Below are 13,390 nucleotides of genomic sequence, written 5' to 3' on the forward strand. Positions count from 1 at the left end.
ATAAATGTTTAAAAAGGCTGAAATGAAGCTCTTGGCTAAAAGAAATCTTCGATATCGCATACTAAAAACAGAGGATAGCTATTATCTTCTGGATGTAGAACGTCCTTTTTTGATTGTCTACTTCTTACCCTTGTTGATTTATTTTGTGCCTCACAGATGTTACGAGATTAGTAAGGACGAATATGAGCAATTGTCCCAATCAGAGGAGCAGAATGCTCGGTTAAAAGAGGCTTTTGAAAAACATGGTCTTGGCTATAGCTTTGGAGCTGGTGTAGGTGCCATGCTTCTATCAAGAGTATTTGATATCAATCAATTTTTGAAATTTGATTCAAGTAGAATTAGCAATTTTTTGGCTATTCTAATTGTATTATTGGTTTTTGGTTTGCGTTTATGGCTTACAGTTTCTTATGAAGTTCCTAGTGGATTAAAAAATAGGGGCTATCATAAGATATACCTTTATCCTCGTTTTGTTAAAGANTTACTTTTTAGTATTTTTGCGTATATTATGTCGGTATTATTAACGATAGTATTTATTTCCGCTTTTTTAGCTAATCAAGTGGATAATTATATTGTTCATATAGGATTGTTAATATTTTTGACATTTTGGTTATTTATAGGGAATATGTTTTTCATGCGCCCGGCAAGTAATTATTGGATAAGAATAAAAAATGGCTAAGGGAACGGTATAAAAAACTTTTGAGGAACTAATTATGCGAGCGCATCATGTAAATTTTCGTTATATATTATTAAATGAATAATAGAATTTTGATCATAGCAATTGATGACGAATGTGGTGATTAAATATGAGAAAAATAATTTTTATTGGACAGAGCGGTGACGAGGCTGCTACTATAATACGAGGACAAAAGAAGCCTTAGTGGCAAACAAAAGTGCTCTCTTAAATACAGAAGGGGCAAGAAGATCGAATAGGGGGATTGCTCCTTTAATTGCAATATTCTCTTTGTTAGGTTTGCTTGGAGGATTTCTTGCTATACCAATTTTCTCAGGCTTTCGTTATAATAGCGCGATGGTCTCTATTTTTATTCTTTGTCTTTCCTTTATCATATTTGGATTTATATGGATGATGGAGGTCGCCTTATATAAAGGAGTGAAGCAAGTCCGAGGCGCAACAAAACAACAATTTGAAAAAGCAGTTTATTCAAATTTGTTCTGGGACAATTTCAGCGATAAAAAAGCGACGTTTGGGAAAATGTTGGCTTTTATGATTGTTATGCTATTAGTTTTTATGACTACTATAGTAATATTTGCTGCTGCAATACCAGGCACTATTGACTCATTTATTAAGCAAGAGGCATTTGATTCTCGCTTTTGGCAGACCTCTTTCCAGCTGTTTCTTATTTGTTGTTATTCCAAAACAATCCCATCCGCTGGCTGTTAGCCGTACGGAAATATGAACAAGGGAAAGTGGTTTTTGCCGAGGCAGTAGAGGAGGAAAAGAATTGATAAAAAAGCCATCGATTGTTATCTATAAAAGATCAGAACTAGGATTGCTTAGTCTATTTAGTTTAATGGCGATGACCAGTTTTTTTAATATCTTTCTAGAAGACAATTGGTCAGCAAACCTTTTCTATTTCTTAGTATCAGTTGCTTTATTGTTCACAGTAGGATGGATGACCTTTGCTTTTATGGGGAGAATAGAGCTTGATGGTCAACACTTACTTGTTTTCCGAAATTTTAAATACTATCGCTTTCCTCTTTCTTCGGTTACATTTTACTTCGGCAAGAATAGACACGCTTATCGTGGGAATTATGAATGGCCCTTATTTATTGTAGGGGAAGCCTTAACTAAAAACGGCGGAAGTCAAAAAGTGACTTTGAAATTGATTGGAAGTAAGCAGAAGAATCGTCAATTCCAGCAGTTTATTCAAGAACATCTGGAAGGGAAAGTACAGCCTCTGCCTAAGGAAGATTCGTGGAAACTGAACGCTTTTGGGCAGTTAGAGACCATTGAAGATGAGCTGCATGAAGAACCAAAATCAGCATTAGTAGTTACTAGGAAGTTGTCTGATTTTATCGAATTTGGAGCAGATCAAGGAAATGTCAAAAGGACTGTGTTTTATGATATTAAGAGAAATGAACTTTTTGTAGGGAAAAGTGTGCCTTTTCCAATGATTTTTCTACCAAGTGCTGGTTTTTCTTATGGCCTATATGTATTAACGGAGAAGCTGACTGTACGAGGTTTGTTCCCTTTACTTTTTTCCTTCGTCTTCATGCTTTTACTGGCTCTTTACCAATTTAAAAATAGAAGGGAGAAATCAGTAGTTGAAGTAGTACCTTATGAGATGCCCATAGACTATTTTGCCACCCAAAAATCTAACAGTCTAAAAACCTATGCTCTCATTTTCCTCTTTGCCTTGATTTCTGCTATTTTTTCTTGGCTTTATCTTCTATTTGGTAGTTTCCTACTTTTATTTTTTACGATTGTCATATGGTATTGTTTCTTGCTCTTGCTCCTGTCTGGGCAATTTAAAAAAACCAAATATTTGAAAGTATTAGAAAAAGAAAAGTAATATAGAAATCAAAGATGGAAAAGTTGATTTGGAAAGCATGGGGATCAGCAATGGTATAAGACTGGCAGATTAGCTTTTGAGTAATAATAATTTAAAAAACTTTGATAATTTTTAGTCAGATTTGCCGCGTATGATTCTCTTCTAATAGGGAGGAATGACTGGTTTTCAAAATTTTATCCTTGTAATCAATATAATACTAGAAGAAGGAGGAGCTGGCCTGCTTCTTCTTTCTCGCATTTATACTAATAATGCTACAAAATAATCCAGCATATTTAAAATTTTCAGAAAATATCGAATTATCTGTTGACAGCTGAATGATACTGTGCTAAAATACTAATCAATAACATTTCAAAAGGAGTCAGTCAAACATGAAGTCAACTCAATTTTCAAACTTTGCTTTGTTGTTGCGTTACTCGGGCTAGTGCGAAAGCATTAGTCCTGTTTGGCTTACCAAGCGGGAGTAAATCAACATCTCGCTTGGTTTCCAGCGAGATGTTTTTATTTTATTCTTCACGAAAATCTTTGCTAGGATATACTGAGAAAAGCGAACTAAAAGTTCATTCCATAGTTGTATCTCTCATTGATTTTTATAGCTATTTTAAACGATAAAGAAAGAGGAAAGTCTATGCAAAAAGTTGAGTTTCTTGATACCAGCCTTCGGGACGGTGAGCAGACACCGGGAGTGAATTTCTCTATTAAGGAAAAGGTTGCTATTGCTAAGCAGTTAGAGAAGTGGGGTATTTCAGTCATTGAAGCTGGTTTTCCTGCTGCGAGTCCAGATTCTTTTGCGGCGGTGCAGGAGATTGCTAAAGTCATCACAAAAGCTTCTGTTACTGGACTGGCGCGTTCGGTCAAGTCCGATATTGACGCCTGCTATGAAGCGCTCAAGGATGCCAAGCATCCACAGATTCATGTCTTCATTGCGACCAGTCCTATTCACAGAGAGTTCAAGCTGAAAAAGTCCAAGGAAGAGATTTTAGAAGCTGTGAAAGAGCATGTCTCCTATGCGCGCTCCAAGTTTGAGATAGTCGAGTTTTCACCAGAGGATGCGACAAGAACAGAGCTGGATTTCCTCTTTCAGGTGGTACAAACAGCAGTTGATGCAGGTGCAACTTATATCAATATTCCAGACACAGTCGGCTTTACTACTCCAGAAGAGTTTGCAAATATTTTCGACTACCTAGTGGCAAATGTGACTTCTGATCATAAGGTGGTATTTGGTGTTCATTGCCATGATGACCTTGGTATGGCAACGGCTAATAGTTTGACAGCTATCAAGCACGGTGCTGGTCGTGTTCAGGGAACTATTAATGGAATCGGTGAGCGGGCTGGAAATGTAGCGTTGGAAGAAGTAGCGGTTGCCTTGGAAATTCGCAAGGATTATTACCAAGTTGAGACAGACATTGTCCTTAATGAAACCATCAACACTTCTGAGCTGGTATCCCGCTTCTCAGGTATTCCAGTGCCTAAGAACAAGGCGGTCGTTGGTGGCAATGCCTTCTCTCATGAGTCTGGTATCCATCAGGATGGTGTTCTTAAAAATCCACTGACTTATGAAATTATCACACCAGAGCTAGTTGGAGTCAAGAGCAATTCACTGCCGCTTGGCAAGCTGTCTGGTCGCCACGCCTTTGTTGAAAAACTCAAAGAACTGTCTCTGGACTTTGAAGAATCTGAAATTAATGAGCTCTTTGCTAAGTTTAAGGTCTTGGCGGATAAGAAAAACGAAGTCACGGACGCTGACATTCGGGCTCTGATTGCTGGAACAACAGTTGAAAATCCAGAAGGTTTCCACTTTAATGATCTGCAGTTGACAACCAATGACGATCATACCATCACAGCAGATGTGCAGTTGGTCAATGGCGACGGCGAAACGGTCAACTGTGTAGCAGAAGGAAAGGGAAGTGTTGAAGCCATCTTTAATGCTATTGACCAATTCTTTAACCAATCTGTCCAGCTCTTAGCCTATAACATTGAGGCCGTGACGGACGGAATTGACTCTCAGGCTCGTGTTTTGGTAGCCGTTGAAAATACGGACACAGATACGATTTTCAACTCCTCTGGTATTGACTTTGATGTTCTTAAGGCTAGCGCGATTGCCTATATCCATGCCAATACCTTTGTGCAAAAGGAAAATGCAGGTGAAATCGGCCATCAGGTATCCTATCACGATCTGCCTGCAAATAATTAGAAAGAAGCGACTATGACAAAAGAAATTGTAGCTCTGGCGGGTGACGGTATCGGTCCAGAAATCATGGAGGCTGGTCTCCAAGTACTGGCTGCTGTTGCGGACAAGTTTGGCTTGACTTATCATGTCACGGAGAAAGCTTTTGGGGGTGCTGGTATTGATGCGGAAGGTCATCCTCTGCCTCAGTCAACTCTAGAAGCGGCTAAGAAAGCGGATGCTATTCTCCTAGCAGCTATCGGCAGTCCCCAGTATGATAATGCCCCAGTTCGACCGGAGCAAGGATTGCTCGCTCTGCGCAAGGAACTTGAACTCTATGCCAATATCCGCCCAGTTAAGATTTTCGATGCTTTGAAGCATTTGTCGCCTTTGAAGGCGGAGCGAATTGCTGGTGTGGATTTCGTGGTCGTGCGCGAGCTGACTGGTGGGATTTACTTTGGTGAGCATATTTTGGAGGACAGAACCGCGCGTGATATCAACGACTACAGCTATGAAGAGGTGGAGCGAATCGTTCGTAAGGCCTTTGACATTGCGCGTGGTCGCAGAAAGCGCGTGACCAGTATTGACAAGCAAAATGTGCTAGCGACATCTAAACTCTGGCGCAGAGTAGCAAATGAGGTGGCCAAGGATTATCCAGATGTGACCTTGGAGCACCAGCTGGTGGACAGCGCTGCTATGCTCATGATTACCAATCCTGCTAAGTTTGATGTTGTGGTAACGGAAAATCTTTTTGGAGATATTCTATCCGACGAGTCCAGTGTCTTGTCAGGGACGCTGGGAGTTATGCCATCGGCCAGTCATTCGGCATCTGGACCAAGTCTTTACGAGCCCATCCATGGTTCGGCTCCAGATATTGCGGGGCAGGGCATTGCCAACCCTATCAGCATGATACTTTCTGTATCCATGATGCTGCGGGATTGTTTTGCAGAGGTTGAAGCTGCAGAAGCGATTGAAGCAGCGGTGGAGAAGACTTTGGCTCAGGGTATCTTAACCCGAGATTTGGGTGGTCAGGCAGGGACAGCTCAAATGACGGAGTCAATTATTAATAATTTATGAAATGGATATTAACAGGTATTTGCCTACTTTGGAACCTTATCGTTTTCCTGCTTTATGGCTGGGATAAGCGTAAGGCTAAGAAAAATCACTACCGCATTCCAGAGAAAACTTTGCTCTTGTCAGCTTTTGTAGCCGGAGGTTTGGGCGCTTTATTAGGCGGCCGCCTCTTTCACCACAAGACCAGAAAATGGTATTTTTGGCTGGCTTGGTTTGGCGGAATAATAGTGGAAATTGGAATTTTGTATTACATATGGAGAAGTTAGTATGGCTGGAAAATCGATTTTTGATAAGATTTGGGAAAGACACGTAATAACAGGCCAAGAAGGTCAACCCCAGCTTATGTATGTGGATCAGCATTATATTCATGAAGTAACCAGCCCTCAGGCTTTTCAAGGACTTCGAGATGCGGGCCGCAAGGTTAGACGACCGGACTTAACTTTTGGAACTTTTGACCATAATGTTCCTACGGTCAATATCTATGATATTCGGGATGTGATTTCCAAGGCACAGATTGATAAACTTTCTGAGAATGTCAAGGATTTTGGCATCGAGCATGCGGCTCACGGATCGGAACTGCAGGGGATTGTCCATATGGTTGGACCGGAAACGGGCAAGACTCAGCCAGGTAAATTCATTGTCTGCGGTGACAGTCACACGGCTACTCACGGAGCTTTTGGAGCTATTGCTTTTGGAATCGGTACTTCAGAGGTAGAGCACGTCTTTGCAACGCAGACCATTTGGCAGGTCAAGCCTAAGAAAATGTTGGTCAAATTTACCGGAGTGCCACCTAAAGGTGTCTATTCCAAGGACTATATCCTCGCTCTGATTGCCCGATATGGTGTGGCTGCAGGTGTTGGCTATGTGGTAGAGTATGCTGGTGATGCCATTGACCATCTGACCATGGAAGAGCGCATGACCATCTGCAATATGTCCATTGAGTTTGGTTCAAAGATGGGTATTATGAATCCTGACCAGAAGACTTATGATTATGTTCAAGGGCGGCCGGGAGCACCTAAGGACTTTGAGGCGGCGGTAGCTGATTGGAAGACTCTGGTCAGTGATCCTGATGCTGTCTATGATAAGGTCATTGAGATGGATGTTTCCCAATTGGCACCTATGGTGACTTGGGGGACCAATCCTTCTATGGGAGTAGAGTTCGGCACGGCTTTCCCTGAAATCCGTGATATGAACGATGAGCGGGCCTACAATTATATGGATTTCGCCCCAGGTAAGAAAGCAGAAGATATTGACCTAGGTTATATCTTTATCGGATCCTGTACCAATGCCAGACTCAGCGATTTGCAGCTGGCAGCTAAGTTTGTCGCTGGTAAACACATTGCTCCCAATCTAACAGCTATCGTCGTACCAGGCTCTCGTCCGGTCAAGCGGGCTGCTGAAAAGATGGGACTGGACAAAATTTTCATGGATGCAGGCTTTGAGTGGCGCGATCCGGGTTGTTCCATGTGCCTGGGAATGAATCCAGATAAGGTACCAGACGGAGTCCACTGTGCCTCTACTAGTAATCGGAACTTTGAGGATCGGCAGGGATTTGGAGCTAAGACTCATCTTTGCAGTCCGGCCATGGCAGCAGCGGCAGCCATTGCAGGGCGCTTTGTAGACGTCCGCCAGCTACCAGAGGTCCAGTAAGGGAGTTTTATGGAAAAATTTACAATCTACACGGGGACAACAGTTCCCCTCATGAACGATAATATCGATACAGACCAAATTTTACCCAAGCAATTTCTCAAGTTGATTGATAAAAAAGGCTTTGGCAAGTACCTCATGTACGCTTGGCGTTATCTGGACAATCAGTACACGGAAGATCCTGATTTCGTCTTTAATAGACCAGAGTACCGCAAGGCGACTATTCTGGTTACAGGGGACAATTTCGGAGCGGGTTCCTCTCGGGAGCACGCTGCTTGGGCCTTGGCTGACTATGGCTTTAAGGTAGTCATTGCTGGATCTTTTGGAGATATTCACTACAATAATGAGCTTAACAACGGTATGCTGCCTATCGTTCAGCCGCTCGAAGTCCGGCAAGCTTTGGCTAATCTGAAGCCGACGGATGAAGTGACGGTGGATTTGGAGCAGCAGAAGATTTTTTCACCAGTGGGAGAATTCTCCTTTGACATTGATGGAGAATGGAAGCACAAGCTCCTCAACGGTCTGGATGATATCGGCATTACTCTACAGTATGAGGATTTGATTGCAGAATATGAAAAAAATCGTCCATCTTATTGGCAGTAAAATTGTTTTCAATATATTAAGAAAATTCTGAAAACATCTTGTCTCCGATAAAAATATATGGTAAAATAAATCTTAATTTAATAGAAAAGGAAGAAACTTATGACAAAACACATTCAATGGAACGGAACTCTTTCACAAGAAGGTTATGACATCCTGAAAGGCGATGGCGGCTGTATCGTTTGCCCGACCAAGGTGGGTTACATCATCATGACCAGCGATAAAGCTGGCTTGGAGCGTAAGTTCGAAGCTAAGGCTCGTAACCGTAATAAGCCAGGTGTTGTCCTCTGCGGCAGTATGGATGAGCTTCGTGCTTTGGCGCAGCTAAATCCGGAAATTGAAGCTTTTTATCAAAAGCATTGGGATGAAGACATCCTCTTGGGTTGTATCCTTCCGTGGAAGCCAGAAGCTTTTGAAAAGCTTAAAGCCTATGGCGACGGTCGGGAAGAGCTGATGACAGATGTTCGTGGCACGAGCTGTTTTGTTATTAAGTTTGGTAAGGCGGGCGAGCAGCTGGCAGCTAAGCTTTGGGAAGAAGGCAAGATGGTTTATGCTTCCTCAGCCAACCCATCCGGTAAAGGAAACCGCGGTAAGGTCGAAGGAATTGGCGAGCGCATCGAAAACGCTGTTGACCTCGTCATTGAAGCAGATGACTATGTAGCCTCTATCCAGCCAGATAAGACCATTGAAACTCGCTACGAGCAAGGTGTTATGGTCTCTATGGTTGACAAGGATGGAAAACTGATTCCAGAACAAGGTGGTCAACGTTCCATCTCACCAGCGCCTGTGGTTATCCGCAAAGGCTTGGATATCGATAAAATCATGATGCACCTGTCTGATAACTTTAACTCATGGGATTACCGTCAGGGTGAATATTACTAAGATAAAAAATAAGCTCAGTGTGGGAGGGGTATTTCCTCTTTACACTGAGTTTTTTGTTTATAATTTCTTTTATTTTTCCTGTAATTATGCTATGATAAAGAAAAGCTATATTATCCTTTTAAAATTAGGATTTTTTAATTCTTATATCATAATGTAGAGCGCTATCTGTATTGTTTTCGCAGCAACGCAAAGGATTAGAAAATGAATATAAGATTTTAAAGGACAGGTTAAAAAGTTGGAGGAGATTATGAAATATAATAAGCAATATTGGACTATAGGTGCTGGAGGCAATGGAAAAAAAATTTATAGCTAACAAAATAATTGCAGTTGATTATGGTGTAAATAAAAATTTGTCTAGAATGTCAAAAGAGGATTTGCAGATTGAATTTGGTAGAAATGATATCAAAGCAGTAGAATTTAATAAATTCATTAATGAAATTCAGATAGGTGACATTGTCATTTTAAAGCAGGGACGGCATCAGATTCTTGCTATTGGTGAAGTCATAAGTGATTATTTTTTAGATGATTCTTTTGATCAGGTTAGAGGAGTTAACTGGTTAAAATCTGAATCAATTGAATTTAGTGGAAATATTCCAACAAATGGTACAGTGTTTAAGGCCAATAACGAATTAATAAAATTTGTTGAGTCTACTTTGTTTGAGTCTAATAATGAATTTATTAAAAAAAGGAGTAGGTATACAGATGTATTAAAATCTTCCAAGAATATCATCCTCCGTGGTGCTCCTGGTACGGGAAAAACCTATCTTGCTAGACAAATTGCAAGCGAATTGACTGGAGGAAATGAAGAACAAATCGATTTTGTTCAATTCCATCCCTCTTATGACTATACAGATTTTGTAGAGGGGTTGCGACCTGTTTCTAATGATAATAGCCAGATAAGTTTTGAGTTACAAGATGGAATTTTTAAGAAGTTTTGTCAGAAAGCTAACGAAGCTCAAAAAACAGGAGGACTAGATAATTTTGATGAAGCTTGGAATGCCTATCTTGAATATGTAAATAATAGAGATGAAAAAGAGCGTTTGACAGATTTTTCTTATCTTACTGTTAATAGCCGGAATAATTTTAATGTCAATTATGAGAGCAAAAGTCAAGCGACAGTCTTGACTAAGTCCTATGTCTATGAACNCTATAAAGATGAAAATTATTTAAAACAGACTTATTATCGTAGTCAGGGAAAAAAGTTCTTGAAACGTTAAGAAAAAAATTTGGTCTAAAAGACTATATTTTTCCAACAGAGATTGATACGGATAAAAACTTCGTCTTCATCATCGATGAAATCAATCGTGGTGAGATTTCTAAGATTTTTGGCGAACTTTTTTTCTCTATTGATCCGAGCTATCGTGGTAAGGATGGAGAGGTTTCGACCCAATATGCTAATTTACATGAAACTAATGAGAAGTTTTATATCCCTGAAAATGTCTATATCATCGGAACGATGAATGATATTGACCGTTCGGTAGATACCTTTGATTTTGCCATGCGCCGTCGTTTCCGTTTTGTAGAAATCACGGCTGAAAGTCAGCTGGGAATGCTTGATAAGCTTCTTGGAGATGGTGCTGAAGAAGCGAAAATACGTCTAAGAAACTTGAACGCTGCTATAGAAAAAGTAGAAGAGCTCAATAGTCATTACCATGTTGGACCAAGTTATTTCCTTAAGTTGCAGGAAGTAGACTTTGACTATGAATTGCTCTGGTCTGATTATATTAAGCCGCTCCTAGAGGACTACTTGCGAGGTTCTTATGAAGAGGTTGAAACTTTGGAAACTTTGAAAAAGGAATTTGATAAGACAAGCAATGAGCAAACCAATCAGTCAATAACTGATAACAATGAAGGCGTTGAGAATGATAATGAGGATTACTGATAATCAGCAACTTATAAAAAAAGAGGATTTTGTTGAAATCTACCCCAAAATTAGTCAAGTACTTTTAGATAGAACTTTAGAAAGTCTTTCTCAAGAGGATGGTATTTTCATTTTTCCAAATGACTTGAAAAATACTTCTGACTTGGACAAGGATCATAAAATTTTTGAAACTGTAAATCAGAACATTAAGACAGGAAATGTGATTGGTTTTCTGGGTTACGGTCAGGAAAGATTAACGATTTCCTCTCGTTTTTCAAATGCTAATAACGACCATTTTTTACATTATCTCTTACAAAAGGTTCTCAATATCAATCTCACTAATTTGGATGTTGGTTTATCTAGCGAAGATAAACTCTATCAACTATTGGTTTACCTCTTTCCAAAATATCTGCAAGTGGCTTTGAGAAAAGGGCTTTATAAGGAATACCAGAGGTTTTTCCATAATGATAGCCATGTAAAGGGAGCGATTGATGTAGGAAATCATCTTAAGAAAAATGTTCCTTTTATAGGAAATATTTCCTACACTACTAGAGAGTTTGCTTATGATAATCCACTTATGCAGTTGATTCGGCATACGATTGAGTACATTAAGAATCAAAAAAGTTTTAGAGCACTACTCGATAGTAATCGTGAAACTATAGCTGAAATTAATCGTGTAACCCCTTCTTATAAACTAGCTAATCGTGTTAAGATTATCAGACTAAATCAAACTAAACCCGTCCGCCATGCCTATTTTCGAGGATATAGAAAATTACAGGAACTCTGTCTGTTGATTCTAAGTAGAGAAAAGCACGGTTTAGGACTTCAAGAGCAAAAAATACACGGTGTTCTCTTTGATGTTGCTTGGCTTTGGGAAGAGTATGTCCAGACATTATTGCCAGAAGGTTTTATTCATCCACGAAATAAAGAAAAGACGGATGGCATTTCTGTATTTAGCAGTCATGTTCGAAAAATTTATCCAGACTTCTATCATAAAGATTTAAAAGTCGTACTAGATGCCAAATATAAAAAGCTAGAATTTACTGAAAAAGGTATCAATCGTGAGGATTTATATCAACTGATTTCCTATTCATACATTTTAGAAGCTAAAACAGCCGGTNTTATTTTCCCAAGCATGGAGAAGGTTGTTGATAACGACATAGGTAAATNAGCAGGTTACGGGGCACTCTTGAAAAAGTGGTCCATTCTTATTCCTCAAGAAGCTGAAAATTATGACCATTTTGTTCAACAGATACATCAATCGGAAACAATAAATTTTAGATTTTAAAGCAGGTTGAACCTGCTTTTTCTTTACCTAGTTTAAAATTATTTCTAAATAGAACAAAATTCTTGACAAGTGTAATGATTGGTGTTACAATTATTGAAAAATATCGATATAGAAATAGATTGGGAGGAAGTATGAAAGATAGTCATTTAGTTGCCCACCATATTCGTTTGTTGAATGGAAGGATTTTTCAAAAGTTACTGAATCAGGATCCTGAGGCTCTTTATCGTAGTGAACAGGGCAAGATTCTCACAGTTTTATGGAATAGTGAAACGGGCTGCGCGACGGCGACAGACATTGCGCTGGCGACAGGACTTGCCAATAATACGCTGACGACTATGCTGAAAAAGTTGGAAGAGCAGGATTTGGTGACCTTTAGTCAGTGTGGTTCAGACAAGCGAAAGAAATATGTCAAGTTGACGGAGCAAGGGTGGTCTCAGAAAGAAGTTGGCCATCGTATTAGTCAAAAACTGGATGCGATTTTTTATAAAGGATTCTCAGAGGAAGAAATTCGCCAATTTGAAAGTTATCAGGAACGCATCTTAGCAAATTTAAAAGAAAAAGAGGCATAAATCATGTCAAAACAAGTTGAAAATGCACAAAATTTATACATTCATGCCATTCAAGATGGGCGCGTTGCCGAGGCTCAAGCTCAGTCTGTAGGGGATACCTACATTCAACACTCGACAGGTGTGCCAGATGGGAAAGAAGGTTTTGCGGCTTTCTTTGCAAATTTCTTTGAGCACCATCCCGAGCGTGAGATGAAGATTGTTCGCACCATTGAAGACGGCAATCTAGTCTTCGTCCATGTTCACCAATATCTCAATGGTGGGGAAGCTCAATGGGTGACGACGGATACTTTCCGTTCTGATGAGAATGGTCGTATCGTGGAGCATTGGGATGTGATTGACTACTATCGCGCTCCAGAAAATGGGCAGTTAGATCAGATCTTTGGAGATTTTGAAATCACGGATTTGGACAAGACAGTAGCAAATAAAAAAACTGTTCGTCGTTTCTTGACAGAAATTTTCCAAAATGGGGAGCTAGAGCAGTGGAGTGATTATGTGGCAGAAGATTTGATTCAGCATAATCATGAGATTGGCCAAGGAAGTGCTGCTTATAAAAACTATGTGGCTGAACACGGGGTTACTTTTTACTTTGTTTTCCAGCTTTTGGGACAAGGAAACTATGTGGTTAGCTATGGTCAGACTCAGATCGATGGGGTTGCTTATGCTCAGTATGACATCTTCCGTTTGGAGAATGGCTTGATTGTGGAGCATTGGGACAATAAAGAAGTCATGCCTAAGGTAGAAGACTTGACCAACCGAGGGAAGTTTTAAAAGGAG

Annotated in this window: 11 protein-coding genes and 2 pseudogenes; all 13 read left to right on the top strand. The window is 40.0% G+C overall.

Annotated features, from left to right (window positions below):
• The first annotated feature begins 22 nt into the window (after nucleotides 1-22).
• The 13 genes and pseudogenes from D8793_RS08425 (at nucleotide 23) to D8793_RS08485 (ending at nucleotide 13,384) form a co-directional block, all read left to right on the top strand.
• Entirely contained in the window at nucleotides 23-676 is a 654-nt protein-coding gene (locus D8793_RS08425; protein WP_446677591.1) for a DUF443 domain-containing protein, read from the top strand.
• Nucleotides 677-803: 127 nt separating this feature from the next.
• Nucleotides 804-1,464, top strand: a pseudogene (locus D8793_RS08430) (hypothetical protein).
• Nucleotides 1,465-1,529: 65 nt separating this feature from the next.
• The gene (locus D8793_RS08435) at nucleotides 1,530-2,531 is read left to right on the top strand and encodes a hypothetical protein (protein WP_125371479.1); all 1,002 of its coding nucleotides are present in this window, start codon (nucleotides 1,530-1,532) and stop codon (nucleotides 2,529-2,531) included.
• A gap of 625 nt (nucleotides 2,532-3,156) precedes the next feature.
• Nucleotides 3,157-4,722, top strand: coding sequence for a 2-isopropylmalate synthase (locus tag D8793_RS08440; RefSeq protein ID WP_125371450.1), 1,566 nt, complete (start codon nucleotides 3,157-3,159; stop codon nucleotides 4,720-4,722).
• A gap of 12 nt (nucleotides 4,723-4,734) precedes the next feature.
• Nucleotides 4,735-5,772, top strand: a complete 1,038-nt coding sequence (leuB, locus tag D8793_RS08445; protein ID WP_125371451.1) for a 3-isopropylmalate dehydrogenase — start codon at nucleotides 4,735-4,737, stop codon at nucleotides 5,770-5,772.
• Nucleotides 5,769-6,035 (top strand): DUF1294 domain-containing protein, encoded by a 267-nt coding sequence (locus D8793_RS08450; RefSeq protein ID WP_125371452.1) that lies wholly within the window; start codon nucleotides 5,769-5,771, stop codon nucleotides 6,033-6,035. Before leuB ends, D8793_RS08450 begins: the two co-directional genes overlap by 4 nt.
• A 1-nt stretch (nucleotide 6,036) precedes the next feature.
• Nucleotides 6,037-7,419, top strand: a complete 1,383-nt coding sequence (leuC, locus tag D8793_RS08455) for a 3-isopropylmalate dehydratase large subunit (protein ID WP_125371453.1) — start codon at nucleotides 6,037-6,039, stop codon at nucleotides 7,417-7,419.
• A gap of 9 nt (nucleotides 7,420-7,428) precedes the next feature.
• Complete coding sequence (gene leuD / locus D8793_RS08460; RefSeq protein ID WP_002912263.1) at nucleotides 7,429-8,019, top strand: 3-isopropylmalate dehydratase small subunit; 591 nt, start codon at nucleotides 7,429-7,431, stop codon at nucleotides 8,017-8,019.
• A gap of 99 nt (nucleotides 8,020-8,118) precedes the next feature.
• Nucleotides 8,119-8,898, top strand: a complete 780-nt coding sequence (locus tag D8793_RS08465) for an L-threonylcarbamoyladenylate synthase (protein WP_125371454.1) — start codon at nucleotides 8,119-8,121, stop codon at nucleotides 8,896-8,898.
• 290 nt (nucleotides 8,899-9,188) lie between these two features.
• A pseudogene (locus D8793_RS08470) lies at nucleotides 9,189-10,780 on the top strand (DUF8426 domain-containing protein).
• Entirely contained in the window at nucleotides 10,767-12,047 is a 1,281-nt protein-coding gene (locus D8793_RS08475) for an McrC family protein (RefSeq protein WP_185761193.1), read from the top strand. Before D8793_RS08470 ends, D8793_RS08475 begins: the two are co-directional and overlap by 14 nt.
• Nucleotides 12,048-12,178: 131 nt before the next feature.
• On the top strand, nucleotides 12,179-12,616 hold the full coding sequence (locus D8793_RS08480) for a MarR family winged helix-turn-helix transcriptional regulator (RefSeq protein WP_125371456.1): 438 nt from the start codon (nucleotides 12,179-12,181) through the stop codon (nucleotides 12,614-12,616).
• A 3-nt stretch (nucleotides 12,617-12,619) separates the two neighbouring features.
• Nucleotides 12,620-13,384 (top strand): nuclear transport factor 2 family protein, encoded by a 765-nt coding sequence (locus D8793_RS08485; protein ID WP_125371457.1) that lies wholly within the window; start codon nucleotides 12,620-12,622, stop codon nucleotides 13,382-13,384.
• The last annotated feature ends 6 nt before the right edge of the window (nucleotides 13,385-13,390 follow it).

The organism is Streptococcus cristatus (assembly GCF_003943465.1).
Lineage (GTDB): Bacteria > Bacillota > Bacilli > Lactobacillales > Streptococcaceae > Streptococcus > Streptococcus cristatus_C.